The sequence below is a fragment of the Kitasatospora sp. NPDC034035 genome, assembly GCF_055575755.1.
Genome location: NZ_JBVISA010000052.1, coordinates 1 through 25,563, shown reverse-complemented (window position 1 = coordinate 25,563; position 25,563 = coordinate 1). Strand labels below are relative to the sequence as shown.

The window sequence follows — 25,563 nt, the reverse complement described above, 5'->3', positions numbered from 1 at the left end:
TTATCTCAGGCCGTAGAACTGCAGCAGGAACTGTTGGACGAGGTTCTCGCCCTTCTTGACGGTGTCCGCCTCCGTCGTGGCGGCGATCCCCACGCCGCCGGTCTTGGCGAGTGCCCAGGCTTCGCCGAGCTGCAGTTCGCGGAACCTCAGCTCGTTGCGATCGGCCGCCGTGCTCTCCAGGTTGGTGAGCAGGCCCGCCTCCTCCTGCTTGAGACCGCGCGCCGCGGCTGCGGCGCCCCTCATCGACATCGGGAACTGCCCCCGGTCACCCCGGCGGTTGCCCTCGTACTGGGCGAACGCCTGGTTCCGGTCCAGCCCGCCGGCCTGCGGTCCGCGCGCCAGCAGATCGGTCGTCATGGCCGCGTAGCCGAGGTTCGCGGGGCTCCGGACGGATTCCCGGACGAACATCAGCCAGTGAGCGTTGCGCACCAGGGCCTGCTGCTCCGGCGTGAAGGAGGGGGGCAGGTGGCTGTTCGTGCTGTAGGCCCTCAGCGCCATGGCGAAGTTCATGTCGGTCAGCCCGACGCGGGACAGGTCGGCCGCGATCTCCGGGTACTTGCCGACCCCCTTGGTGACCGCGTTGCTGCCGGCGCCCCGGTTCTGCTCCCTGACCGCTCCCCCCTCCGGGCCGACCGTGTAGTGCTCCATCTTCCCCCAACCGACCTTGTAGGGCGGGACGATGAGAGGACCGCCCTGCGCGGTCGAGACGTCGAGGTCCGTGCCGCGGTTCCGCAGGTAGTGGACGACGCCGGGTATGTCCTGTGCCCCCTGTGTCCGCAGCGCTTGGTTCACGGCATCGGCACCGGCCTGGTGCTTGAGAATCCGCATGTGCGTCGCGACCGCGATGACGTCGGCCCGGTCCAACAGGCCCTCCGCCTGCTTGCGGATGATCCCGCGGATCTCCTCGGCCGTCAGCTCGAAGCCGCCTGCGGCCCTGGCCGTCGGGTTGAGCTGGGCATCGATGGTGAAGGCCGGACTGCCGACCTCCGCCAGCCCGGTGAGCCGGTACCAGGCCCGCATCCCGGCCAGGAGGGGCCGGAGCACCACCTGCCGGACCCCGCGTGCCAGCAGGCGCTCGATCCGCGGCCGGATGCGGGCCACGATCAGTTCGAGGCGTTGCTTCTTCGCGTCCGGGGAGTTCTCGTGCTTGCGGCGGTCCGCGCGCTGCTGCTGGCGCTTCTGGTGCCAGGCGCGCAGACGGTCGCGCTGTTTGCGGTAGGCGTCGCGGATCTTGTGGGCGCCGTTGGTGAGGGCGCGGCCGAGCTTGCTGTCGAGGAGCTTGCGGCCGAGGGTGCGGGCGGCGACCCGGACGCGGTTGAGGGCGGCCTTGACGGTCTGGCGGGAGGAGTTGAGCGCGCGGCCGACCGCCGAGACGGGGCGGCGGGGTGCGGAGGACTTCGGGCGGGTGACCTCGCGGCGCGGGCGTCCGAGGGTGGCCGAGGGGTGGCGCTCGGCCTGCCGGACGGTGTGCCGGGCGGGGCCGGTACGGGCCGGGCGGGCGGGGCGGGCGCGGCCGGGGAAGGGCGGCTTGCGCAGTGACCGGGTGGCCCGGCGCAGGCTCGCGCGGGCCTTGTTGACGGCGGTTCCGGCGGCCTTGCGGGCACCGCGACCAGCCTTGGCCAGGCCCTTGAGGATCTTCTGGGCGATCCCCTTGAGCTTGGTGCCGACGGCTTTGCCCGCGCCCTTGAGCTTGCTGAGCAGGAAGTTGGAGATGAAGTCGAGCAGCGCGACCACGCCCGCCGCGACCGCGTCGGCGAACAGGCAGGCGGCCGAGCCGGATTTGACCGCCTTCAGGAAGGTGACGAACTTCCCGATCGCGGCGACGATCTTGCTGATGGTGTTCCACGCCGCCACCAGGCCCTGGATGATCGCCATGATCGCGCCCGCCGCCGGCACGATCAGTGACACCAGCTTCTCGACGACGATCGAGACGATCATGCCGGGCAGCGAGGCGACGATCGCCTGCCAGGCCATCCGTCCGATCTGGGCCATCGAGATGCAGCCCTTGACCAGCACGTTGACGATCGTGGAGGTCAGGCCGACCACCGACTCGACCTTCTCGTTGAACCAGGTCCGCACCGCGCTCTTGATCGCACCCCACAGGTAGTGCTGGATGCCGTCGATCGCGGCGGTGCCGAGCTTCTTGAGCCAGCCGCCCGGGTCGGAGGCGATGTCGCCGATCAGGACCGCGAACTCGCCGAAGATCGCGATCGCCTTCTGCACGAAGTCGATCGCGTCCATGACGGCCTTGCGGACCGCCTCGATGGCGGCCTTGAGCCCGGCCTCCAGCGCGTTCAGCAGGGCGTTCAGTCCGGCCGCGAGCAGGTCGAGCAGCTTGTTCACGGCGTTCTTGAGCCTGTCCGCCCACTCGTTGACCTTGGCGACGGCCTTGTCGCGCCACTCCTCGATCTTCTTGCGGAACCTGTCCCGCAGTTCGGGGAAGGCCGCCAGCAGGACATCGCAGATCTTGATCAGCGCGTCCGCGAGCTTGTCGATCAGGTCGACGGCGAACTTCCGTGCCTGGTCGATCGCCCAGTCCGCGAACTTGCGGAAGCCGTCGATGATGTCGTTGACCAGGCCGCGGAAGTAGTCGAAGACCTTGGTGACCGCCTCGACCAGCGCGTCGAAGGCCGCCTTGACCTTGGACTTGACCCAGCCCCACCAGCCCTCGGACTCCTCCTTCTTGCGGTCCTTCTCCTTCTGCGCCTTCTCCTCGGCCTCCTTCCGCTTGTCCTGGATCTTCTGGTTGTCCTGCTGCTGACGGTCCTGGACGTCCTTGTCGGCCTCGGTGCGCTTCTTGCCGATCCGGCCGCTCTTGTCCTGGTGCTCCGCGTCGGAGTCCTGGTCCGCGGTGGTGACCTTCCGGTCCTGCTCGGTGCGCCACTGCTCGCGCTCGGCCTTGACCTTCTCGGTGGCCTCACCCCGTTCGCCGGCCTGGGCCTGGGCGTTGTCGGCCACCGCCTGGTCGACCTCGGCCTGGTTCTGCCGGCGCGCATCGGCCTCGCCCTGCTTCTGCTCGGCCTGTTCGGAGCCCAGCCGGCTCTGGCCCTGGCCGACCGCGGCCTGGATCTGCGGGCCGCGCTCCTGCTGGGTCACGATGCCGATGCCCGGCTGGGTGTCGACCGCGCCGCCGGCCCTGGCGCCCCCGCCCTTGCCCCCGCCGCCCGGTACGGAGGCGGTGAGGGTCTCCTTCGGCACGTCCGGGTAGATCCGGTCCTCGCCCATCGGCTTGGCGGCGTCCTCCCGGCCGACGCCGAGGATCTTTGTGGAACTGTCCTTGAGCTTCGCCGCCTGCTGGTCGGTGCGCGCCGGGTCGCTCTCCCCGGTCAGTTCGACCCTCGGCGCGGGGCCGACGGTGGTGTTCAACGCCGGGTCGGTCGTGGGCACGTCGCCGACCGCGCCCTGCACCTGCTGCACTTCCTGCGGCGAGACCTGGTTGCTCGCGTCGTCGGCGACGTGGGGCGCGGCGACCCGGTCGCCGGGGTTCCGGCCCCCGACCTTCTTCTGCTCGGCCTTCTGCTGCTTGCCGTCCGCGGCCTGCGGGCCGACCCGCTCCAGCCGCTCCGTCACCGCCTCGGCGGGCGGCGCGGCTTCGGGCGGGCCGGACTGGGTCTGCGGGGCGCCGGACGGGCGCTGGACGGCCGGTGGGGCGGCCTGCAGCCGGGCGTGCTGCTCGCCGACCGTACGGTCCACCGAACCGTCCACGCCGTCCAGGGTGGCGGCCATCCGGTCGGGCGGCAGGCTCGCGGCGGTGGCGAGCGCGCTCTGCGGGTCCTGGGCGGAGACGTCGGGCGGGGGCGGCTGCTCCTCCCGCTTGGGCGGGGCGCCCCCGGCTGCGCCGCCCGCCGCGCAGCCGCCACCGGCGCCTCCGCCGTTGCCACCGGCACCGTCCGGCTCCGCCTCGGTGGTGGGCTGCTGCGGGCCCGCGCAGGCACCGCCGCCGGACTCCAGTGAGGCGTCCGGGGCGGGCTGGGTGGCGAGTCCGGCGGGCGCGTCGGCCTGCTCGGCCGCCGGGCCGGGGGCGGCGCCGGCGTCGCGGCCGGTGTCGGGAGTGGCGCCGGGGCCGTCCGGGCCGTCGCCGCCGAGCGGACCTGCCGTGGTGGGGGCGGCAGCGGTGAGCTCCGGGCCAGGGCCCTGCGGCTCGGGTGTGGCCGCGGGCTCGGCCTCGCGTGCCTCATCGGCGGGGGCTTCCGGCTGCTGCGGCTCCGCAGGGGCGGGCGCGGCGGCGGCCGGTGCCGCGGGTGCGGTCGGGTTCGTGGTCGGGTCGGGGCCGATCTCCTGCTCGACCGGCTGCTCCGGCTGGAGGTCACGGGCGCTCCGGTCCTCGGCCTCGGCGGCGGGGCCCGGCGCGGGGGCAGCCACGGGCTGTGCCGGTTCGGGCTGGGCCGGGTCGGGCCGGGCCTGCTCGGGCCGGGCCTGCTCGGGAGCCGTCGGCTCCGTCTCGTCCTCGGGCCGGCTCTCCCGCTCGGCCTGCACCTGGTCGGCCTTGGTCGCGGGCGGCGCGGGGAACTCCGGCGCCTCGGCATACACGGGGGGCGCGCCGTCCGCAGCCACCTGGACCTGATCGGTGGTCGGCACACCGGACACGTCGAGGTCGGCCGAGGGCAGGAAGTCCCCCGGGTTGAGCTCCGGCCCGGGGGCGGCCGACTGCGACTGCCGGTCCTCGCCGGCGCCGGGCGAGTCGTGGACCTCCGCGTCCGCGCCGGGCTCCATGCCCAACGGCCGTTCCTCGTCCCGGATTTCGCGCTGCTGCTGGTCGCCCTCCAGCAGTCCGTGCCGGGCGAGCGGGCTGTCCTCGGCCCGCGCGATCGCGTCCAGGCGCTCGGGTTTGACGGGTGCCGGCTGCGGCAGCGGCGCGGCGGCGGGCTCCTGCGGCTTCGTGCCGGCCGAGGGCTGGGCGGCGGCGTCCGTCGGTCCGGCTTCGGGCGAGCCGGGTACGGAGACGGCAGTCGGCTGGGCGCCCTCCTCCGTCGTGGCGGCCTGCTCCGGCCCCGCGTCGGCGGTCGTCCCGGGCGCCTCCTCGACGGCCGGAGGCTGTGCGTCGGCGGCGGGCCGGGCCTGACCGGCCTCCGGCTGCGGAGCCGGCTGCGCGCCCGGCGGAGTCTGCGCGGCCTCGTCCTCCGCGGGCTGGGCCTGCTGCTCGTCCTGCTGCTCCGGGCGCTCCTGGCCGTCCTCGCCGTCCTTGCCGCCGTGCCCCTTGCGGCGCTTGCGCCGGCCCTTCGGGTCGTCCGACTGCCGAGCCTCCTCGTCGAGTCGACGCTTCCGGTCCTGCTTGTCGCGGTCCTGCTCGTCCGTCTGCTCGCGCTCGTCGGTGGCTCGGTCGGAAGCAGTCACCGGATCGGTGACCGGCTCGGGCGTCTGCGCGCCGTCCACGTCGGCCGGGCGGTGCTCGGCGGCCTCGACCAGCTCCAGCACCCGAGTGTAGTCCGACGAAGGCAGCCGGTCCGCCAGTCGGGCGAGTACGGAGGCCTGCAACTCCGGTGCGAAGCGGGCGAGTTGCAGGCGGACCCGGCCGGAGGAGTCGGTCGGGTCCCCGCGCAGCGAGCGCAGGATGCCGGCTGCCAGCCGGTCGACCAGGGTGGCCGGGTCGAGCCGCTCGGTGCGGAACCGGTCGGCGTCGACGGTCGCGTAGCGGAGCCAGCCCGGCGTGGCACCCGGCGTCGCCGCCGCCGGCCGGTCCTCGCGCGCGCCGTGCTCCGCCTCCCGTTCGATTGCGTCCTGCGGCAGGCTGACCGCGCCCAGATCGCGGCCGGCCCGCAGCGCGCCGAGCGGGTTCGGGGCCTGGACGGTGTGCAGCAGCTCGTGGGTGAGCAGCCGCCTGCCGTCCTCGCCGGCCGGGCGGTACTTGCCCTCGCCGAAGAAGAGGTCCGGACCGACGGCGACGGCGTCCGCGCCGATCAGTTCGGTCAGCGCGGCGGAGTCCCGGTCGGTGTGCACCCGGACCCGGCTGAGGTCGTGCCCGAGCCGCGCCTCCAGCTCCCGCCGCAGGCCCGGGTCCAGCGGCTGGCCCGCGCCGGAGACGATCTCCTTCGGCTCGGGCGTACGGGCCTTCGGCGCCCGCGTCTTGCGCCGGCCCTCGCCCTGCTTGGCGTTCGGCCCGGAGTCCCGGGCGGGAGCGTTGAGTCGACTCATGTCCGCCCCCGCTCCGGCGCCCGGCCACCGCCGGACAGCCCGGTGTGCACGGCGCGGGCGAGTGCCTCGCCGAGCCGCTGCGCCGAGGCGCCCGCGGGCAGTGGCGGCAGTCCGGAGAGCAGGTCCAGCGCACGGTCGCCGTCGACCGCGATCGGCACCCCGCGCGCCTCGACCAGGCGGGCCAGCTCGCCCCGGAACGCCGCCGTCAGCCGGTCGTGGTCGATCCGCGCGAAGCCGTCGAGGACCAGCTCGCCGATCTCGACCTCGATCCGCCCGGCACCGCCCGTTCCCGCACTGCCCCGCCCGGCCCCTGGCCCCTCGGTCAGATCCATCCGGAGACCTCCGAAGGCGACAGCGAGCGCTCCAGCTTGAGGTACTCGGTGCGCGCGGCGGCCAGCAGGTGCCGCATCTGCATCGGGCAGTCCTCGTCGGCGGCCAGGAAGGCGGCGGACAGCGCGATGTTGCGGATGGAGCCGCCCGCCACGGTGAGCTGGGCGAGCCGCTCCGGATCGACACCCCGGCTGGGGGTCTGCGCGGGGATGACCCGCCGCCAGATCTCGGCGCGCTCCGGCACTCCGGGGAACGGGAAGTCGGCCACGAACCTGATCCGCCGCATGAACGCGGGGTCCAGCGCCTTCTTCATGTTGGTGGTGAGCACGGCCAGGCCCCGATAGGACTCCATCCGCATCAGCAGGTAGCTGACCTCCAGGTTGGCGTAACGGTCGTGGCTGTCCTTGATCTCGCTGCGCTTGCCGAACAGCGCGTCGGCCTCGTCGAACAGCAGCAGCGCGCCACCGCGCTCGGCCGCGTCGAAGACCCGCCGGAGGTTCTTCTCGGTCTCGCCGATGTACTTGCTGACGACCTGGGAGAGGTCGATGACGAACAGGTCCACGCCGAGCTGCCCGGCCACGACTTCGGCTGCCAGCGTCTTCCCGGTGCCCGACCCGCCAGCGAACAGCGCGGTCACGCCGAGGCCGCGGCGCAGCACCGACTCGAAGCCCCACTCCTGGTAGACGGTGCCGCGCCGGCGGACGTGGGCGACGATCTCGCGCAGCGTCGCGCGCTGGCGCTCCTCCAGGACCAGGTCGTCCCAGCCGGCGCGCGGCTCGACCCGCCGGCCCAGCTCGTCCAGGGACATCCGGGCTTCCACGAGTCCGGCGTGCCAGGCCAGTCGGCTGACGTCCGCACCCTCCCCGCCGGCCGCACCCTCCCCGCCGTCCCCGCCGTTGCCGGTGGACTCGGCGGCCCGCCGGGCGGTCGCCGCGGCCGAGCGGATCACATGGCCGGGCAGCGAGAACTGCGCGGCCAGCGCGCGGAGTCCGCCCTCGGTGACCCCCGGCGCACCGTCCAGCGCCTCGGCCCAGATCCCCAGCTGCTCCTCGGGGCCGAGCGGGGGCACGGTCAGCCTGGTACGGTCCGAGGCCCCGGCGGGCGGGGGCTCGTCGCCGGACACGACCAGCGGCACCGCGAGGCTGGCGAGGAAGGCCTCCGCGCCGTTCGGGGCCTGCGGACGCTCCCGGCCCGGTTCCCCGCTCTCCACCAGCAGCGCGGCCGGGATCAGGATCGCCTCGCGCTGCCACAGCCGGGCGAGTTGCTCGCGCTCGGCGGGCTCGGTGGGCAGGTCCTCGCGGTGCGCGGCGTAGAGGCCGAGTCCGGCGCGGTGGGCCGCCTCCGCCGCGATCTCCCAGCGGGTGCGGCGGTCGGCGCCGGTCAGCTCGGTGTGCGGCGGGCCGGACAGCGCGGCCGAGGTCCACCCCCGCGCCAGCTCGGCGGCGCACCGCTCGTGTGGGCCGGGTAGCTCGCCGAGCGGTCCTACCCGGGTGAGCAGGCCGTGCAGCCGCACGTCCAGGTACGGCACGCCGACCAGGAAGTGCAGCACCCGCTCGTCGATCCGCAGCCGGGAGGCGGTGAGCGCCGTCTCATCGTCCAGTTCGACCAGCCGGAAGCGGCGCAGCGGGCCCACCGGGGTGAGCGCGCTCCAGTGCGGCTGGTCCAGGGCGGCGAGGGCGAGGGAGAAGGTCGGGTACGCGCGCCCCGGGTCGCCGCCCGCCGCGGCGCACCGGGCGGCGGCCGTGGGGTCGATCGCGGGGGCGGCGGCCAGCACGAGGACGTCGCGCTCGAACGGGGTGAGCCCGAAGGAAGCGGTGACTGCGTCCAGGGCTGTGGCGGGCTGGCGGCGCCCGCCCCGGCGGGTGCCGGGGGCCGAGGGGACGGCGGGCTCTGCCGTACGGCCGGCCGCGTGCGCGTCGACCCGTTCGAGCACGGCGGCGACCGCGGCGGACATCGACTCCCGGTGCGAGTCGTCCGCCGAGCCGTCGCGGCCCTGTCTCCGGCGCGTGCTCATCTCCAACCCCCTGTCCTGCGGTCAGTGCGTCAGGTCCACGACCGGGCCGGTGAAGGCCCCGTCGCCGGACACCGTCAACTCGCTCGGCACGCCGTCCACCTGGATCCGGGCCAGGTACGCCGTCGGGCGGACGCCGACGACCGGCACCCGGACCTCGAACGGGTCGGTGCGCGGCAGTGGCGGCGCGGGTGCGCGGAACTGGTGGCTCGCCCCGGGCCGCCCGGCGGGCGGGCGCAACTCGTCCAGTAGCAGCAGGACTTGCTGGTCGTCCCGGAGCGGCAGGTCCAGCCGGACATCCAGCCGGGCCGAGACCCCGGCCGGTACGTCGCTGCGGTCCGCGGTGCCGATCGGCGCGACGATCCGCGGCTGCCGGGCGAAGGTCTGCACGTTGGACTCCACGGCGAGGTGCTCGGCGGCCGGTCGGCCGTCCAGTGCCAGCCCGTGCAGCACCTGCACCCGGAACACACCGGGCGGCAGGTCCTCCGGTACGGCGACCACCAGACGGTCGTCCCGGACACCGCCCGGGTCGACCGGCACCCGGCGCTCGCCGAGCCGGGCCACCACCAGGTCCGCGCGCAGGCCGGAGCCGTCCACCACCAGCTCCCGGTCCTTGGTCACCGGCCCTTCCGCGGGGGCGCCCTGGGACCCGGCGGGCCGGGAGAGCACCCGCTCGACGACCGGTCCGCGGGAGGGCACGGCCCGAACGGAACGGCGCAGCACCGGCTTGCCGGCCACCGGATCGGCCTTGCCCTCCACGAAGACGGCGGTGGCCTGGTAGGCGACGGACAGCGCGTACGGCGTCTGGAACAGCGTCATCCACAGCTTGGACATCTCGTCCACGTCCATCGGCGTGGGCGTGAAGCGCACCCGCTGCGGCGAGGCGGCCAGGTCCGTCCCCACCAGGTACGGCTGGGTGGCCGCCTCCTCGACCAACTGCCGGGACAGCAGCGGCTGTTCGGTCAGCGCCCGGACCACGCAGCCGAGCAGCCGCTGGCCGACCAGCTGGGTCTCCTCGCCGTAGCAGCTGATCAGGTAGTGCAGGTCCAGGGCGGCGGCCGGCCGGGTCAGCACGGTGCCGTCGGTCGCGCGGGTGGGCGCGTCGCGGTTGCGCAGCGAGGCGTTGGGCGTGACCTGGTAGAGGAAGACGGTGATGGTCGGGTCGGTGGGCGGCTCGGTCGGCGGCTTGCGGGCGCTGACCTCGACCGCGAACGGGATGTCGGGCGAGAGCGCTCGGGTGATGAGCAGCCGCAGCGCCTCGCTCACGGTGGCGATCGCGAGGTGGTTACTCATGGGCCCACCACCTGACTCGATCGGTCATCAGCGCTCCCGGTTGAGGTACGTGTCCAGGTTCAGGGCGGGCGAGGGGCGGGCGGCCGCGGGCTTGCGCGGTCCGGCCGGGGTGGGCTGGGCGGCCTTGACCTCGACCCGCCCGATCCGGACCCGTACCACCCGCTCGACCGGCCGCTGCTGGCGGCGGGTCCCGGTCCCGTGCGCCTGGCCCGGGGCAGCCGCCACGGCGGCCCGCCGTACGGACGCCGGCGCGGTGGCCGGTCGGACCGGTGCGGGCGGTGCCGCGGTCGGCAGCTCGGGGGCAGCCGCCCGGTGCGGTGCGGTGACGGGCGTCGGTACGGCCGCCGGGCGGGCGGTCTCCCCCCGCACCGTCGGCTCGACGGCCGGTGCGGCAACGGGCGTGACCGGCGGCGCGATCAGCAGCGGCGTGCGCGGCAGCGGAAGGACGGGTGCGACAGCCGGCCGGTCCTCGCCGACCACCGCCCGCAGCGCCCTCTCGACGGGCGTCGCGGGCGGTGCCGGCGGCCGGAGGAGTGGTATGGGAGCGGGTAGCCCGACCGAGCGGCCCGGCCCGAACGACTCCCCGTCCACGGCCGGCAGCGCCGGAGCGAGCGCGTCGAGTCGTTCGAACGGCCCCGGCAGGCGCGGGCGCACCCGTACCCCGGCCCGGAACCCGTCCGGGCCGCCCTTCGTCACCAGGCGGTCGAAGTGGTCAGGCATCTGCACACAGCTCCAGGTAGTAGCGGCGCCGCAGCGGGCTGAGCGCCAGGATCTCCGCCTCGCTCCAGCCGTAGGCGGTGGCCAGGAGGTGGACGTCGAGCAGGGTCGACCGGGCCCAGTCGTCCAGCTCCTCCCAGAGGTAGGAGGCGATGTCCAGTTCGGCGAGGGCCTGTTCGCCGCACTCGGGGCAGCTGAGGTTCAGCCGGACGTCCGCGCAGGGGTCGGCTGCGGCGGCGGCCTCGGCCACGCGCCGCTGGACCGGTTCGGGGAGCTGCCGGGCGGGGACCGGCTCCCCGCCGTGCTCGGCGGTCAGCACGCAACGCTCCAGCACGACGGCCCTGGCCTGGCCTGCGGGGGCCTGTTCGGCGGCGGCCAGGTCGCCGGGGGTGGGCAGCCGGAAGCCGACCTGCCAGCCGTCCAGCTCCACCCGCAGCGGGCCGTCCGCCGGCCGCGCGGCACCGACCAGCTGCCCGGCGTCGAAGGCGAACTCCATCTCCTCCGCGCAACTCGGGCAGCCGACCCGCATGTTGAGCCGTTCGCCGAACAACTCGGCGCGCAGGACGAACAGTTCGGCGTCCCGTCGGCCGAGCGGCAAGGCCAGCAGCTCCTCCGTCCCGGCGCCCGGACGGGCGACGGTGTGCAGTAGCAGGGCCCGCCCGGTGCGGCCGGCCGCCAGCCCGGCCTCCCAGGCGGCCAACAGGGCGGCCTCCCCGGCGAGTTCCATCGGTCGGCCGCTCAGGCCGGCTGCTGGAACGACGGCTCTTCCGGCTCGGGCGTCTCCTCGTCCCGCTCCCAGCCCTCCACCTCCAGCTTGAGGCTCTGGATCGCCACCGCGTTGGCGTTGGAGTCCAGTTCGCCGAGCACCTGGTACTCACTCGGCCAGGCGCGGTACAGCTTGTGGGCGACCGCCACCTGACCGGACTCGTTGAGCACCTGGATCACCAGGTCCTTGCGGAAGTCCCGCAACGAGACCTCCGCCCCGCGGCCCGCGCCGACCATCCAGACCTTGTTGGCCCAGCGGTCGAACTCCGGGTCGTGGGTGACCCCGCGCTCCAGGGTGACCGCCTCGAAGTCGGTGCGCCCCGGCGACTTGCGCGGCGCGCTCGGATCGCCCCCGCTGCGGTGCTTCACCACCTCGGTGGTGCGCTTGAGCGGGCTGATCTTGCTGACTCCGGCGACGACCCGGCCGTCCCAGACGACCAGGAACTTGAAGTTCTTGTACGGATCGAACCGGTGCGGATTGACGGTGAACTCGACCATGGAGATCCTAAACCTCGAATTGTCCGGCGAGCTGCTCGATCTTGACGATCACGAATTCCGCGGGCTTGAGGGGCGCGAACCCGACCACGACGTTCACCACACCGCGATTGATGTCGTCCTGCGTGGTGGTGTCCTTGTCGCACTTGACGAAATAGGCCGAGCGCGCCGACGTGCCCTGGAACGCGCCCTGCTGGAACAGCGAGTGCAGGAACGCGCCCACGTTCAGCCGGATCTGCGCCCACAGCCGCTCGTCGTTGGGCTCGAACACGACCCATTTGGTACCGCGGTAGAGGCTCTCCTCCAGCATCAGCGCCAGCCGCCGCACCGGGACGTACTTCCACTGCGAGCTGAGCGCGTCGGCGCCCGCCATGGTCCGCGCGCCCCACGCCACCGGGCCCACCACCGGGAACGTCCGCAGGCAGTTCACCGCGAGCGGGTTCAGCAGGCCGTTCTCCCGGTCCGTCAGCGGGACGGTCAGCGCGCGCACCCCGGGCAGCCCGGCCTCGGTGCCGGCGGGGGCCTTCCACACCCCCCGCTGGCCGTCGGTGCGCGCCATCACGCCGGCGATGGTGCCCGACGGCGGGAAGCTGCGCAGCCGGCCGGTGAGCGGGTCGACCAGCTCCAGGTGCGGGAAGTACAGCGCGGCGTGGTCGTTGCGCACCGAGTCGAAGGCGGACAGGCCCGCCCGGGCGGCGTCCAGTGTCGTCCACGCCTGCGGCGAGTCGACGATCAGGAACATCCGCTGCTCCGCGCAGAGTGCCTGGGCGGCCGAGACGACCGTGACGGCGTCGTCCACGCTGGCGTAGCCGGCCAGTTCCGGCAGCACCAGCAGGTTGACGTCCGGCACGTCGCGCAGGGCCTGGATGCCGGTCTTGCCGGCCTCGCTGCCGATCAGGTCCGTCATGCCGGGGGCTCCGCCGTCCTGGCCGCCGGCGAGGGCGAGGACCGGCGGGTTGACCGAGCCCTCCAGCCCGAGGTTGTTGGCGGCCTCACCGAGGAAGCGCACCACGTCGGCCGGGTCGGTGGAGCCGGCGACGACCTGGAGCTGCCGCCCGAACACGCTCACCCGGGTGCCCGCGAAGGCCCGCTTGCCCGGGGCGTCGGGCAGGGCCCGCAGCTTGCGCTCCAGCAGCAGGGCGAGTTCGGGGACGGTGGTGGGCGCGGTGCCGTCCGCGGCGGGGTCGTAGATCTTGACGGTCCGCGAGACGTCGGCGATCTTCACCTGGATCTCGTGGGTGAGGTCCGGCAGGGCGGCCGCGAAGGGCTTGGAGACGGTGCCCACCGGGTCCGGTCGGCTCTCCGCCAGCACCTTGACCCGGACGACACCCGAGCCGCTGTTCACCACCGTCTCGGCGAACCGGGGGCTGGCGGCCCGGACCGACAGGTCCGCGAAGGACTCCCGGACGGCGCCGGAGGTGTCGAAGACCTGGAGGTTGAAGGTCTCGTCCGGGGTCGGCGTCCGGTAGTCCACGGCGACCCGCAGCCCCCCGCCCCAGAGCCCCGGCTCGACGGCCGTGACCTCCAGGGCCGGGGTGGCGGTGGAGGTCTGCGTCGAGTTGAGCGTGACGCCCGCGGCGGCGCCGGTGCCGGCCGCCGCGACCCGGACCACGATCCCGACCGAGCCCCCGTTGAGGAAGAACTGCTGGACGGCGTAGCTGACCGGGCTCTGACTCGCGAGTCCGCCGAAGCGGCGTTCGAAGTCCGCGAAACTGGTGATGGTGACCGGCTGGTTGAGCGGGCCGCGCCGGGTGGCCCCGACGAAGGCGGTCACCGAGGTGCTCACCGCGGTGATGGTACGGACGCCGCTGGGAAGCTCTTCGATGTAGACGCCCGGGTAGGTCGGTGTCGTCGGCAATTCCCCCTCCATTCACTTCGTGCATCAAGAGGCCGGTAAATGGGGTCCGGATGCATTGGTGGCAGGGTCAGTTTCGGGTTCAGGTGACAATTCGTCAAGACCTGAACGGGAAATGCTTGTTGTATTACTGGGCCTTTTCGGGGGTTGCGGAATTGGGTATTCCGCAACCCCCCTGTGCCGGTGCCCGTCAGCCGCCTTCGGGCAGGTTCCGGTAGTCGGGTCGGGCCGGCGTGGGGTCCGGCGGCGTGGCTGCGGGTGCGGGTGCGGGTGCGGGTGCCGGCGCGGGCTCCGGAGACGGCTCCGGCGCGGGCGTAGGCGTGGGTGCAGGTGTGGCCGGCGCGGGCGTGGGTGCGGCGGGCGTAGGTGCAGGTGCGGCCGGCGTGGGCGTGGGCGTGGGCGCGGGGGCCGGCGGCTGGTAGGACGGCGGCCGTGCGGCCCCCAGGAACCAGCCCCAGCTCGCGCCGAACCGGTGCTCCAGGAACCGGAACGCGGCGTAGTAGACCGTGCCGAAGCCGGTGACCAGGGCGGAGGTGACGGAGGCGTTGTCCAGGTGGATGCCGAGCCGTGCGGCCTGCACCAGGAGGAACGCGACGATGTAGGGCACGCACGTGCGCCACAGGGACAGGGCGAGTTGGTACATCTGTCCTCCTCGGCCGACGTCAGCCGACGACGGTGAAGCCGTGCGCCTGGCCGAGCCGGGTCAGCGAGTTGATGCCGGGTATGCCGTCCGCCTGCTGCCCGCTGTACCCGTACCGGCGCTGCAGCGCGGAGTAGGCGGCGATGGTCTGGGTGCCGAACGAGCCGTCGGCCCACTTCCGGTCGAGCAGCTCCTCGGTGACGAGGGCCCGCTCCACCGTGTACACGTCGTCGGCGTGCGTGGTGGCGCCCTGGGGCGCGTCCGGGTCCTGGCGGGCCGCCGCGACCACCCGCGACTTCGACACCTCGGCCAGCAGGATCGGCCCGCCGAGCAGCCGGCGCAGCGAGGACTCGCCGGGCACGCCGTCCGCGTCCCCGCCGGAGTAGCCCAGACTGCGCTGGTAGTCGGCGTAGTTGAGGGTGTCGGCGTCGGTCCAGTCCGGTCCCGGGCCCTGGCCGTAGTGCGAGCCGAAGCCCGCCGCCACCAGCGCCTCGCCGACGACGGTGACCTGCGGACCGTGCGCGCCGTAGCCGTACGACAGGCCGCCGACGTCCTTCCGGTACCGGGCCGGGGTCGGGTCCGGTACCGGGTCCGGCTGGGGCGCGGGCTGTTGCGGCGGGGTGACCACCGTGCCGGAGGGGCGCGGCGCACCCGACGTCACCCAGGCGTACAGCGCCGGGCCGGGGCAGTCGGTGGAGTAGCCGTCCTGGTGCCCCTTGATCTCCGGGCCCGCCGGGCCCTGCTGCTCGCAGTACTCGATCGCGTCCCGCAGCCCGTTGAGCTGTTCCGGGGTGGGCACGGTCGAGCCGGAGGAGCCGACCAGCCCGCACACCGCGTAGTGCGCCTCGTTGAGCGGGACGTCGCCGTTGGCGCTGTTGCGCCGGTTCAGCCCGCGGCCCTCGAACACGTGGCCGTGCTCGCAGACCACGAAGCTGTAGCCGATGTCCGACCAGCCGTCGTCGTCCATGTGCGAGGCCTGGAGGCGCCGCACGTAGGCCGGGCAGGTGTCGTGGCTGTCGAAGGTGTACGCCGTGCCGAGGTAGTGCACCTTCACTCCGGCGCGCGGACCGGCGTACGGGATCGAACCATTGGGCTCGCGCCAGGGTCGCGCGCCCCACTGGTCCCGGTCCACCAGCCGCAGCCCCGGCCAGCCGGGCGACTGCGGCTCCGGGGTCGGCGCGGGTGGCTCGGGGTCCGGGGCCCGGCCGGCGCCGGCCCACGCCCGCAGTTCGTCCAGCGAGCCGTTGAACACGTCCGCGTCGAGCGGGTCGTCGCTGTACTGGTGGAAGCGCCAGGACGCCTGGATGCGCGGCGAACCCGCGGACACGTAGTCCGCTATCCACAGGAAGTCACCGGCGTTGTCGTCCGTCCGGAACCAGTAGTCCCGGTTGGTGTAGAGCCCGACCAGGCGGTCCGGGTAACGCTGCTTGACCGCCGCCAGCCACCGGTTCTTCGCCTCGGTCGCGTCGCCGTCGCCGACCGACTGTCCGTACGGCTCGAAGTCCAGCACCAGCAGCTCGCCCGCGGGCACCTGCCCCACGACCCGGCAGAAGTGCTCCACCTCACCCTCGACCGGGTTCTCCGCGTGCAGGAAGTGGTAGTGCCCGACCACCAGCCCGCGCCCCCGGGCGTCCGCGAGCTTGTCGGCGTACCCCGACTGGCCGGTGTGGCCGCCTTCGGTGGCCTTGATGAAGACGAACTCCGCGTCCCCCGGAATGCCCGACTGGAAGTCGGAGACGTCATAACCCTTCGCGTATGCCATCAGGATGCTCCCCCTTTGCGCCGATGGCAGCCACGGCCGACCGGCCCCAGCCCCCGGGGCCCCCGACGCCGGCCAGGGCGCCATGTTCACTCCACAGTACAACTGACTTAACGTCAACTCCCGTGATTTGAAGGTGTTCTGTTGGTTCTGCGTGCCTCCTGCGGCGGCCTGTGCCGTAGGCCTGTGCCACTGGCACATCCACCGGACGACACGCCGCGGCGAGGGTGTTCGGGGTCCTGTCCGGTGGCCAGGGGGCCATGGTCCGGCCCGCCGGGGCGGCGCCCCGGCCTCGACCGCTGCGGCCTCACCGTCATCTGTGAAGTCCGCACCCCGTGGCTGGACGACCCGGCCGGTCCCGACCGGGGTTCGTCGTCGGTCAGGCGTCGAGCGCGCCCAGGGTGTCCCAGAACAGGTGCTCGTAGGACTGGAGCAGCAGCCCGTACTCGCGCGCGGCGGCCAGGGTCGGCTCGTCCAGCGGGTCCGGTCCGAGCGCGTCGGCGGCCTGCTGCTCCAGCTCGGTCGCGGGCTGGGCGAAGAAGTCGAAGAACGCGCAGGCCTCGTCGGAGAAGCCGTAGTGGCGGCGCAGCGACTGCCCGATGGTGGCGCAGTAGCCTCCCCAGAGCGCGTAGTCAGGCGCCTACCTCTGGATGCGGGCGCGCTCCGTTTGAAGGAGCGCGCCGCGGAGAGACCGTACGAGTGGCGAGCGTCGTCGCTCACAGACTGGCCGACCTGGTCGTAGCGGACTACCGCTACGACCAGCTGGCCGCTGCCTCCCACGCTGTCGACGCGACCGCGTACCCGTCGTTGCCACTGCTTCGCTGGAAGAACGGGAAGGCCGCGCGGCCCAGGTGCGGGCAGTCGCAGGTCGCCGTGGGCTTCAGGACGTCCTGGACCGGCGTCCGGGCCGGGGGTTTGACGGCCGCCTGGCGGCGGTGCCGCCTGTGGGTCAGGCCCCCAGGAAGCAGACCGCGTAGACGTAGAGCGTCTGGTTTCCGGTGCCGGTGTTCCTGGCGATCGCTGACCACCCGCCGTCGCCGCTCCCCGGGGTCACGGGAAATTCCACGACACTGGAAGCCTTGATGTCCCAGGAGGAGTCGGGCTCCGTGGAAAAGCCACCGCCCGTGACCACCGTCCCCGCCGGGCACCTCACGGCTGCCTCGACGAGTTCTCCAGGCCCGCCGGTGGCATTCGAGTTCACGACCTGGCGGCCGGTCAGGCCGTCGTTGCCGGACGGCGTGGTGCCTGTGGCGGAAGCGGACTGACTGCAGCCGACGTTCTGGGTGCCGGTCGAGGTGTTGCCCTGGCCCACCTGTCCCGAGGGGAAGCACGCGAGGGTGATGGAAGGCGTGTTGAGCAGGCCGAGGCCGAGCAGTCCTCCGTCGCCCTGGGCGTGGGCGGGGGTACCGCCCAGGAGAGCGGCTACGGCGACGGCGGCGCACAGGGCGCTGAAGCGTTGTCGGCAGCTCAAGGTGGCCACGGCGAGGCGGCGCTGACGCTGGTCTCCGCCATACTCGATCAAATCGTCCGCAAGTATGCCGAGCGCCTCGAGAGTAACTATGCAAGCTCGATGCCGCCGAACAAGGGGAGGCGCGGTCCTGGACTGGTCCTGCTGTCGACATGGCAGGCCGCGAAGCCCACGCCCAAGACCTTCCGCAGCTGGCAGTTCATCGAGTGGCTGATCATCGCGGGCATGCAGTACGTGTTCGCCCCGAGCGACGAGGCTCCCAGCCACTACAACCGTCACAGGGTCGCTCACCTGTTGGACGGGGGGGCTCTGAATGAGTCGTACGTCGTGCCAGCCCTGCTTGTGGCCCAGGGCATCCTCCGGCACTGGGAGGATGTGCTGTCCGTGGAGGAGAGCGAAGACGAGGAAACCGATCTGGCCGACTCGTAGCCGGATCCACAGATGGTCCCGTGGGCCCGCCCGGGTCTCCTGCTTCCGCGCGCCCTTGACGGGCTGTCAGTGGAGGGGAACGGTGAAGGCGCAAGGATCCGCAACGGGCTTGGCAGGAGGAGCGGTCATGGCACTACGGTTCAGGGGCATCGATCCGGACACGCCCAACGGTGGTTCTCCGACCGTGTGGTTGGAGGACGAGAAGGCGGAGATCGTCATTCAGGGCTGGCTGCCCGAGATGGAGATGTACCGCGTGATCAGCGAGACCGAGTGGGTGGAGGGCCACGCCACCGGCGTCCCGGACCACGAGGGCGTCGTCCGGATCCCGGTCCGGATGATCCCGTTCCTGCGAAAGGTGTGCGATGAAGCCGAGCGTGCCGGACTTTGGCGCCCTGCTGAGGAGTGCTGAGCGTTCCGCGTGCCACCTGGAGATGCGCGACTCCTACATGGACGACCCGGTGTTCGCCGACTGGCGCGCCGGCCTGCCGGTCGAGCGGCCCGAGGCGTACGACCTGCCCGAGGAGTACACGCAGTGGGCGGCCTTGGTGCGGGAGACGGTCGGCCGCGGGGTGGTGATGCGCCGGGCCCGGATCGTCTCGGAGCCGGTGACCGCCTACATCCGGTGGGAGCACGCGATCACCGAGCGGCACAACGTCGCGCTGGGCGAGCAGGTCCGTTGGCTGCCCCGGTCGAAGGCCTCGGACCTTGCGCTGCCGGGTAACGACCTGTGGCTGGTGGACGAGCGCCTGGTGCTTTTCCACTGGTTCACCGGTGACGGCGAGTGGGCCGGCCACGAGGTCACCGAGGACCCCGCGGTGGTGAAGATGGTGACGGGCGCCTTCGAAGCGGTGTGGGAACGGGCCGTCCCGCACGCCCGGTACACCGTCTGACCGACACCGTCCATCACCACCCCGCCGGGCAGCCAGCACCATGTCGTCGTCCCCGTCGTCCAGCGTCATCGAGGCCCGCAAGGCGCTCGCCGGCCGCCTGGTCGGCCTGCGCAAGGACGCAGGCCTGACCGGCGCCGAGCTGTCGGCCCGCTGCGGGTGGCACCCGGCGAAGACCTCCCGGATCCAGAGCGGCAAGTCCGCCCCCTCCGAGGACGACCTGCGCGCCTGGTGCACCGCCTGCGCCGTCGGCGACCAGGCCCCGGACCTGATCGCCGCCGCCCGCGCGGTCGACTCGATGTACACCGAGTGGCGCCGCATGGAGCGCACCGGGCTGCGCGCCGCCCAGGAGTCCGTCGCCGCCCTCTACCGCCGCACCCACCACTTCCGCGTCTACGCCAGCCGCGTCATGCCCGGCATGGTGCAGACCCCCGAGTACACCACCGCCGTCCTGCGCTCGATCCAGCGCGCCCGCGTCGAGGTCGACGACGTCACCGACGCCGTGGAGGCCCGGCTGGAACGCCAGCGGATGCTGTTCTCCGGCCGGCACCGCTTCGGCCTGCTCATCGAGGAGTGGGTGCTGCGCGCGGCGGTGTGCGACCCGGAGACGATGGCGGGCCAGCTCGGGCACCTGCTCGCGGCCTCGGCCAGCCCGTTCGTCAGCGTCGGCATCATCCCCACAGGACCCGGGCGGCCGCACCTGCCGGTCGAGGACTTTTACATGTTCGACGAGGCCGAGGTGGCGGTCGAGCTGACCTCCGGCTATCTGCGGATCACCCAGCCTCGCGAGATCGCCGACTACGCGCGTACCTTCAACGGCCTGGCGTCCACCGCGGTCCGCGGGGCGCGAGCCCGTCAGCTGATCACCGCCGCCATCACCGCTCTCGGGTGAAGAGGCGCAAGATGGCACAACCTGATTGAGGGCCAGCCCCGTTACTTCTTACCGTCGTTGATGCCGCCCAGCGCGGGGAACCGACCGAACCCCGTCGGCACCGTGGACGCCCCGGGCGGCGCCCAATCCCCCCGCACGCGCTGGAGTACCGCCATGCCCGCGAGCAGACCGCATCTGAGACACCCCGGCGGCGACCTGGTGGTGACGGTCGACGGCAGGACGGTGGTCCACATCGCCAACCACAGCGTCGCCTACCGCCGAGCCTGGCTGTTCCGCGAGCTGCGCAGCCGGGCCGCGCGGTGAACAGCGCCGACTTCGTCCCTCCGGAGAAGCGCCGGCGGGGCCTGACCATCCGCACCTACCGCCTCGGCCCTGACGGTACCCGGTCCCACGACACCGGCCAGGTCACCCTCGACCCCGACGACGTGAGCCCCGACGCCCACCATCCGTCAGCCACCTGGCCGATCTGCGAGTGCCACATCCATGGAGGAGACCGTGCTCACTCAGGTTGACGGCCTCCTCGGCCAGCGCGGCATGAGCTCGCCCATCGAGTGGTCGACGCCCGGCGCGGCGCGCGGCCGAGCTCGTGGCCTGCCTGCCGTAGGACGGCGGGCAGGGTGACCAAGTCGATCAGCCCGGTCACCTCCGGGCGCACGCTCTCCACGTCGAGCAGCACCACCTCGCCTTCCGGGCGCCGGCGCAGGTTCTCGGGCTTGAGGTCGAGGTGGGCCCAGCCGCACCAGGTCGGGGCTGTAGGCGTCCGCGTGCGCGGCCAGCACCACCAGCGGCGTCGACAAGTGGGGTCTGGGGGGACCGGTACCGCGGCGACGCGGACAAGCTGACCGGAGGGGACGAGGTGCCCGGTGACCGCCGCCGTGGAGACCCTGCCGCGCCCCGAGGCTGCCGACCACGCGCGAGCGCTGCTGCCCTACGAACCGCAGTCCGCTGGCGCGGCCCGCCGCCTGCTGCGCGCCACCCTTCCGGGTGGGGGCTGGACGACTTGGTCGAGCCCGGTGAACTCATCGTCAGCGAGCTGGTCGACAATGCCGCGAGCCCCAGCGGCTCCTGCTCGCGATGACGCGGACCGGCGAGGACATGCCCCTGATTCCATGCCCAAGTACATGAGGCTGAGGATCATCTACCCCTCCACGTGGATAGGCTGAGGGTCGGGGGAGGTAGAGGTGGCAGACACAGCATCAGGGGGAGAGTTCTCGGTCGATCCGGACGTGGTGTTCCGGGCATCACTGAGCTTTCTCGGATCGAAGGACTTCGTCTACAACATCGCTTCCGGGGTGGCGGGCGATCTGGTGTCATCGGCGGGGATGGCCGGCGACGACACCATCGCCCACAGCTTCGCCCAGAAGTACGAGCCGGCGGCCAAAAGCGTGGTCAAGGCCATCGGGACTGCCGGGCAGGGCATGGCAACGATCTCCAGCCGACTGCTGACGATGGCCGCCAACTACCTGGCGGTCCTGGATTCGGTGGCCGCAGCATTCACCGGGAAGATCAACACATCGTCGCCGCTGGCCAAGGGCGCCCAGCAGTGCGACGAGAGCGAGGCGCACACCACTCTGCCGATGGTCACCGGCTCGAAAGAAGTCCACGAGATCCCAGTGATCGGAAAGTTCTGCCCCCAGGGAGACCCGAAGCGCCTGCGCAGCGCGGCCCAGGTGTGGGCGGAGTGCGCGTCGGTGATCGATACGGCCCAGCGCAACGCCGGCCAGCATGCCGCGGGTGTGATGGCGAAGTGCACCGGGGCGGCGTTCGAGGGCTTCAAGTCGTACGCCGCCACGGTGTACGACGCGTGCCCGCCGGGAGGTACGGCGGTGTCGGCCTCACAGCCGCTGATGGTGAACATCTCGGCGGCGTGCCGGGAGCTGCAGGCGATCTGCGAGCAGTACGCGCAGGCGATCGAGGCCTGCCAGGACAAGCTGATCGAGCTCGGGGTCGCCGCGGGCGTCATCACCGCGGCCGGACTGATCTTCACTTTCTTCACCTTCGGCGGGTCGGACGCAGCCGCCGCTGCCGCGGACGCGGCCCTGGCGGCGGACGCCGCGCTCGCGGCCGAGGCACTCGCCGCTGCGGAGGCGGAGCTGGCCGCAGCGACAGCCGTGGCGGAGGCTGAAGCGATCGTGTCGTCTCTGGCCTCACGTCTGGTCGTGCTCGCCGGGACGGCCGCGGCGGCGACCGCGGTGGCGGGTGTTGATTCGGCGAGTGCGGCGACTGCGCCCGACCCAGCCGGGCAGCAGCCGGGCGGGGCGCCTGGCGCAGCTGGGCAGAGCCCGTTCGCCAACCCCCTGGTGGGTCCGGTTCCCCCACCCAAGCCGCCGGCATACCCGCTGTACGACGCGGCGCAGCAGATGGCGGCGAAGACATGGATTGAGGGGCTGCCCGAACGTCCGCCGAACTACGGCACGGCGGAGGACCGGGCATACCAGGTGTACGCAGCGGGCAAGCCTGAGCGAAACGCCAAGAGCGCTGACGGGACCGAGAGTGTCTGGGCGGACGGCTTCCGGCCGGCCGACGGCGCGTTCATCGATGCCAAGAACGTCCGCAAAAAGGGTTGCAGCCCGCGGTCACTGAAGGGCATCCAGGAGGACGACTTCCGTACCGGGTGGATGCTGGAGGGGGACGACGACGAGATCAGGCGTTACAAGCTCGCCATCGACAACCCGGCCAATCACGCCCAGTATCTGGAGATCGATACCCCTGACGACGCGACGGTCGGCTACTGGCAGTACCTGGCCGCCAAGAACCACGTGAAGAGCAACGTACGTGTCGTTACGATGCCCCCGCCGCCTCCAACCCAAGAAGGCTGATTTGGACACCATCCACCTCGGCGCCGCGCCGGGGACTGCCTGGGCTCTGTCGCCGCTGGACGCCGAAGACCACCTTCGTGCCCGCTTCCCGGACCTGCAGGCCGGGCAGGAGCACTCGCCGTCCACCGGCAAGAACTACGTCTCTTTCTATGTCGAGCTCGACGGCGAGAGCCGGCACGGGGCGTACTTCGAGCGCGGCCACTTGGTGTTGCGGGATGGTGACGCGGACATCTGGGCAGATACGGCAGCCTGGTTCCTCGGCCTCCTGCCCGCTGACGCAAGAACGGTGGCCATGATCGAATCGAATCCTGACAGCCTGCGAACCATCCCGCCGGGCGCTGACGCCTCAGACCTTCGCGAGATCCTCCAGTCGCTCTTCGACGTCGAGTAGCCGGCATATTCGAGGTCCATCCGTACGACACACGCCCGCACGACGGCGGGCCTGTCCTGCCGTCAGCCAGGCGTCATGCCCAGGGCCTTCGTCGGCGTCGGGCCCAGCCGCCAGCGCCCCTGCGCCGGGCCGGAAACGGCCTCCGGGGCCGCCGGGACGGCCGTCCCACCGCGCCCGTCCCGCGTCGCTGCCGGGCTGTCTGCTGTTCGTCCGCGCTGTCCCGGGGACCGGTCCACAGCGGGCGCCGCTGATGTTCTGTCACCGCCCCAGCATTCCGGGGCCCGGCCCGCGCCGTCGCCTCCGGCGGACTGCCTGCCCCGGCCGGGCCGGTTGTGGTAGGCAGGGCAGTCGAGCAGCGAGGAGGCCTTCATGACGACCACCACGGCCGAGGGGCCGCCCACCGGAGACGCCGCCCAGCTATGGCGGGTGGGCATCGACACGGTGTACGTCCCCCACACGACGTCTGGCCGGCCTGGTGGAGCAGGTGAAGCTGCTCCACCGGCGGCACGGGCTCGACCTCGACGAGGAGGTCCCCTACGAGACGAAGCTGTACACCACGCTCCACCAGGCCGAGCAGGCCGCCGACGGCGAAGGCTTCACCCCCGGTGAGGGTGCACCGGCCACCGTCCGCGAGGCCGCGTTCCTGACCACCGACTCGTTCCGGCTCCGGCTGGTGTTCAACGCGCTCACCACGCCGAACGTCTTCCTCGCCGGGAACGCGGTCGCCTTCCGGCGGCACACCGCCCGGGCGGAGTGCACCGCCGCCCGCCTCGCCCGCACCCTCCACGGCGCGCGGAAGGTGACGGTTGGCCAGGCCGCCGAGGCCCTGCTGCACGCCCCGGACGGCCGGACCGGCAAGGACTACCTCGGCTACCTGCACCCCGCGCACCTGTATGCGGTCCTGGCCCGGGGCTTCGCCGACCTGGCCGCCCGCGGCTCCTACAGGGCCACCGCGGCGGGGGAGTTCCAGCCCGCGCGGTGAGCGATCCACTCGCGACCCGCGGCGGCGGCCCGGGCCCGGTAGGCGCCGAGCGCGCCGCCGGGCCCGGTGCGCTGCTGCCACGCCCAGAACCCGGTGATGGCGACCGCGAACGCCGTCACCCCCTCCGCCGGGGCCTCCCGCCAGGCCGGCACCGCCTCGGCGAGCAGCCGCTCGGCACCGGCGGCAGTGTGACCGGCCAGGACCAGCTGCGGCAGCAGGAACGCGGCGTCGACCCAGGTGGCGCCGCGCGCGAACCACGACCAGTCGATCACCCTCACCCGACCGCGCGCGAGCAGCATGTTGTCCGCGCGCAGGTCGCAGTGCAGCAGGGTGTCGCCTTCGGTCGCCTGGCCCAGCGCGGCCGGATCGTCGAGCTCGGCAAGCTCGGCGGCGTGCTCCAGGTCCCAGCCGTCCATGCCGTCGCGGACCAGGCGCTCCCAGTGGCCAGCCAAGGTGTCGGCGAGTACGGAGAACGTCCCGGCCTCCTCGGCCGGACACGGGGTCAGCAGCTCACCGAGCTCCGCCACCGCGGCGAGCACCGCGCCGAGCTGCGACGATCCGGGCGCGAGATCGGGATTCGTGCCGTCGACATCCTCGAACCCGAGGACCAGCCAGCCCCCGGTTTCCACCGTCCACAACAGCGCAGGGGCGACCCTAGAGGGAAGGTGTGCTCCGACGGCGGCCTCCGCCCGGTACATCGTCGCGGCCCTGTCCGCTGTCGGAACGCCCTTGATGAACACCTGGGTGCCGTCGGCGAGCCGCAGGCGCGCGGCGATGCCCGGGGTGAACCCGCCCGACGGGTAGTCCACGCGCATCACCCGGGCCCGTGAACGCTCCTCGACAGCCGTACGGACAGCGGGCGGCAGATCGTCCCAACCGGGACGGCCGGCAGGCGGAGTGGACACCATGACGGCCTCCGGGGTCGACGGGTGGGCCGACCGTACCGCGCGCACCGCCGTGATCGCCGCGAATTCTGGGCCGGCGACGGCCCGCACGGGCGCCGTCAACCCTGACCGTCACCACCACCGCCACCGACCCGCGTGAACGCATGGCTTGTATCGCCCCGGCCCGGTCCGTGGTACGCACCGTCGCCACTGGCTGGGGCGTCACCGGCAGCACGCTGGACGGGGGCCCTGCCCGGCTGCAGGCTCGGCTGTGCTGGAGCCGGACGGGCACCGACGTCCAGGGCTGCCGCGGCCGCGAGCGGTGGGATCCGTACAGGCCGCTGCTCGCTGACCCGAACCGGTCGACCTACGGGATGTGCGATCAGGACGCAGAGCGCAGCCGCTTGCCCGCACGCGGTGTTGGGCCGGCGGGCGTCGCCGCCCTGCTGAGCCCCGCTCGGAGGCGACACGGCGACGCCCTACCGGGCGCCTGCGCAGCGGCCCGTCGACCCAAACCACGAGCGCCCGCGCGATCGCGGGTCAGCCGGCCCGGTCGTCGTCCTTCAGGGTCCGCAGCCGTATGGCCGCCTCCCGTGTGGCCTCGTGCGCCCGGGACGCCTGGGCGTGGGCGGAGTCGACGGCGTCCTCGACGGTCCGTACCCGGCTGTCGGCCCGGGCGAGGGTGTCCCGGGCCCGGTCGTCGCGTTCCTGCGCGTGGCTAAGGGCGTCCGCCAGTAGGTCATCGGATGCGGGGGCTTCGAGGCCGGGTATCCCAGCGGTAGAGGGTCCAAGCCCGTCTGATTAGGCAGCGGAC

20 protein-coding genes are annotated in these 25,563 nt (G+C 72.9%); 8 read left to right on the top strand and 12 right to left on the bottom strand.

The features are described 5' to 3' along the window. From ACZ52J_RS40030 to ACZ52J_RS39980, 11 genes are all read right to left on the bottom strand, one after another. A complete protein-coding gene (locus ACZ52J_RS40030; protein WP_465626052.1) occupies nt 1-6,132 on the bottom strand; it encodes an eCIS core domain-containing protein in 6,132 nt (2,043 codons plus the stop codon). Further along, nucleotides 6,129-6,464 carry a hypothetical protein gene (locus tag ACZ52J_RS40025; protein WP_465626050.1) on the bottom strand — a complete coding sequence of 112 codons (336 nt, stop codon included), beginning with the start codon at nt 6,462-6,464 and terminating at the stop codon, nt 6,129-6,131. Before ACZ52J_RS40025 ends, ACZ52J_RS40030 begins: the two co-directional genes overlap by 4 nt. Continuing rightward, on the bottom strand, nt 6,455-8,476 hold the full coding sequence (locus ACZ52J_RS40020) for an ATP-binding protein (RefSeq protein WP_465626048.1): 2,022 nt from the start codon (nt 8,474-8,476) through the stop codon (nt 6,455-6,457). Before ACZ52J_RS40020 ends, ACZ52J_RS40025 begins: the two co-directional genes overlap by 10 nt. 21 nt (nt 8,477-8,497) lie before the next feature. Continuing rightward, nucleotides 8,498-9,766, bottom strand: a complete 1,269-nt coding sequence (locus tag ACZ52J_RS40015) for a Pvc16 family protein (RefSeq protein WP_465626046.1) — start codon at nt 9,764-9,766, stop codon at nt 8,498-8,500. A gap of 27 nt (nt 9,767-9,793) precedes the next feature. Further along, nucleotides 9,794-10,486, bottom strand: coding sequence for a hypothetical protein (locus ACZ52J_RS40010; protein ID WP_465626044.1), 693 nt, complete (start codon nt 10,484-10,486; stop codon nt 9,794-9,796). Further along, entirely contained in the window at nt 10,479-11,210 is a 732-nt protein-coding gene (locus ACZ52J_RS40005) for a T4 family baseplate hub assembly chaperone (protein WP_465626042.1), read from the bottom strand. The genes ACZ52J_RS40010 and ACZ52J_RS40005 overlap by 8 nt, the downstream gene beginning before the upstream one ends. A gap of 11 nt (nt 11,211-11,221) precedes the next feature. Further along, complete coding sequence (locus ACZ52J_RS40000) at nt 11,222-11,746, bottom strand: phage tail protein (protein WP_465626040.1); 525 nt, start codon at nt 11,744-11,746, stop codon at nt 11,222-11,224. A gap of 7 nt (nt 11,747-11,753) precedes the next feature. Then, nucleotides 11,754-13,613, bottom strand: coding sequence for a phage tail sheath C-terminal domain-containing protein (locus ACZ52J_RS39995; protein ID WP_465626038.1), 1,860 nt, complete (start codon nt 13,611-13,613; stop codon nt 11,754-11,756). A gap of 175 nt (nt 13,614-13,788) precedes the next feature. Then, nucleotides 13,789-14,241: a hypothetical protein gene (locus ACZ52J_RS39990; RefSeq protein ID WP_465626036.1), complete on the bottom strand. Its 453-nt coding sequence runs from the start codon at nt 14,239-14,241 to the stop codon at nt 13,789-13,791. Nucleotides 14,242-14,260: 19 nt separating this feature from the next. Then, on the bottom strand, nt 14,261-16,000 hold the full coding sequence (locus ACZ52J_RS39985) for a peptidoglycan-binding protein (RefSeq protein ID WP_465626034.1): 1,740 nt from the start codon (nt 15,998-16,000) through the stop codon (nt 14,261-14,263). 946 nt (nt 16,001-16,946) lie between these two features. Then, on the bottom strand, nt 16,947-17,309 hold the full coding sequence (locus ACZ52J_RS39980) for a hypothetical protein (protein WP_465626032.1): 363 nt from the start codon (nt 17,307-17,309) through the stop codon (nt 16,947-16,949). Between the two features lie 81 nt (nt 17,310-17,390). Here ACZ52J_RS39980 and ACZ52J_RS39975 point away from each other — a divergent pair, with 81 nt between their 5' ends. From ACZ52J_RS39975 to ACZ52J_RS39940, 8 genes are all read left to right on the top strand, one after another. After that, a complete protein-coding gene (locus ACZ52J_RS39975) occupies nt 17,391-17,894 on the top strand; it encodes a hypothetical protein (protein ID WP_465626030.1) in 504 nt (167 codons plus the stop codon). A 127-nt stretch (nt 17,895-18,021) separates the two neighbouring features. After that, entirely contained in the window at nt 18,022-18,303 is a 282-nt protein-coding gene (locus ACZ52J_RS39970) for a hypothetical protein (protein WP_465626028.1), read from the top strand. Next, nucleotides 18,257-18,784 (top strand): DUF6879 family protein, encoded by a 528-nt coding sequence (locus ACZ52J_RS39965; protein WP_465626027.1) that lies wholly within the window; start codon nt 18,257-18,259, stop codon nt 18,782-18,784. Before ACZ52J_RS39970 ends, ACZ52J_RS39965 begins: the two co-directional genes overlap by 47 nt. 40 nt (nt 18,785-18,824) lie before the next feature. Further along, nucleotides 18,825-19,673 (top strand): helix-turn-helix domain-containing protein, encoded by an 849-nt coding sequence (locus tag ACZ52J_RS39960; protein ID WP_465626026.1) that lies wholly within the window; start codon nt 18,825-18,827, stop codon nt 19,671-19,673. 153 nt (nt 19,674-19,826) lie between these two features. After that, on the top strand, nt 19,827-19,976 hold the full coding sequence (locus tag ACZ52J_RS39955; protein ID WP_465626024.1) for a hypothetical protein: 150 nt from the start codon (nt 19,827-19,829) through the stop codon (nt 19,974-19,976). A gap of 878 nt (nt 19,977-20,854) precedes the next feature. Further along, nucleotides 20,855-22,492, top strand: coding sequence for a restriction endonuclease fold toxin-2 domain-containing protein (locus ACZ52J_RS39950; RefSeq protein WP_465626022.1), 1,638 nt, complete (start codon nt 20,855-20,857; stop codon nt 22,490-22,492). Nucleotide 22,493: 1 nt separating this feature from the next. Beyond that, complete coding sequence (locus tag ACZ52J_RS39945; protein WP_465626020.1) at nt 22,494-22,883, top strand: hypothetical protein; 390 nt, start codon at nt 22,494-22,496, stop codon at nt 22,881-22,883. 484 nt (nt 22,884-23,367) lie between these two features. After that, a complete protein-coding gene (locus tag ACZ52J_RS39940; RefSeq protein WP_465626018.1) occupies nt 23,368-23,865 on the top strand; it encodes a hypothetical protein in 498 nt (165 codons plus the stop codon). On the opposite strand, the gene ACZ52J_RS39935 is transcribed toward ACZ52J_RS39940, so the two are convergent. After that, a complete protein-coding gene (locus ACZ52J_RS39935; RefSeq protein ID WP_465626016.1) occupies nt 23,823-24,773 on the bottom strand; it encodes a phosphotransferase family protein in 951 nt (316 codons plus the stop codon). The two genes, ACZ52J_RS39940 and ACZ52J_RS39935, sit on opposite strands and share 43 nt — an antisense overlap. Nucleotides 24,774-25,563 lie beyond the last annotated feature (790 nt).

Excerpts from the sequence above, each read along its gene's own strand:
- ACZ52J_RS40030 (WP_465626052.1), bottom strand. The coding sequence starts at position 6,132 with ATGAGTCGACTCAACGCTCCCGCCCGGGACTCCGGGCCGAACGCCAAG.
- ACZ52J_RS40025 (WP_465626050.1), bottom strand. The coding sequence starts at position 6,464 with ATGGATCTGACCGAGGGGCCAGGGGCCGGGCGGGGCAGTGCGGGAACG.
- ACZ52J_RS40020 (WP_465626048.1), bottom strand. The coding sequence starts at position 8,476 with ATGAGCACGCGCCGGAGACAGGGCCGCGACGGCTCGGCGGACGACTCG.
- ACZ52J_RS40015 (WP_465626046.1), bottom strand. The coding sequence starts at position 9,766 with ATGAGTAACCACCTCGCGATCGCCACCGTGAGCGAGGCGCTGCGGCTG.
- ACZ52J_RS40010 (WP_465626044.1), bottom strand. The coding sequence starts at position 10,486 with ATGCCTGACCACTTCGACCGCCTGGTGACGAAGGGCGGCCCGGACGGG.
- ACZ52J_RS40005 (WP_465626042.1), bottom strand. The coding sequence starts at position 11,210 with ATGGAACTCGCCGGGGAGGCCGCCCTGTTGGCCGCCTGGGAGGCCGGG.
- ACZ52J_RS40000 (WP_465626040.1), bottom strand. The coding sequence starts at position 11,746 with ATGGTCGAGTTCACCGTCAATCCGCACCGGTTCGATCCGTACAAGAAC.
- ACZ52J_RS39995 (WP_465626038.1), bottom strand. The coding sequence starts at position 13,613 with ATGGAGGGGGAATTGCCGACGACACCGACCTACCCGGGCGTCTACATC.
- ACZ52J_RS39990 (WP_465626036.1), bottom strand. The coding sequence starts at position 14,241 with ATGTACCAACTCGCCCTGTCCCTGTGGCGCACGTGCGTGCCCTACATC.
- ACZ52J_RS39985 (WP_465626034.1), bottom strand. The coding sequence starts at position 16,000 with ATGGCATACGCGAAGGGTTATGACGTCTCCGACTTCCAGTCGGGCATT.
- ACZ52J_RS39970 (WP_465626028.1), top strand. The coding sequence starts at position 18,022 with ATGGCACTACGGTTCAGGGGCATCGATCCGGACACGCCCAACGGTGGT.
- ACZ52J_RS39965 (WP_465626027.1), top strand. The coding sequence starts at position 18,257 with ATGAAGCCGAGCGTGCCGGACTTTGGCGCCCTGCTGAGGAGTGCTGAG.
- ACZ52J_RS39960 (WP_465626026.1), top strand. The coding sequence starts at position 18,825 with ATGTCGTCGTCCCCGTCGTCCAGCGTCATCGAGGCCCGCAAGGCGCTC.
- ACZ52J_RS39955 (WP_465626024.1), top strand. The coding sequence starts at position 19,827 with ATGCCCGCGAGCAGACCGCATCTGAGACACCCCGGCGGCGACCTGGTG.
- ACZ52J_RS39935 (WP_465626016.1), bottom strand. The coding sequence starts at position 24,773 with ATGGTGTCCACTCCGCCTGCCGGCCGTCCCGGTTGGGACGATCTGCCG.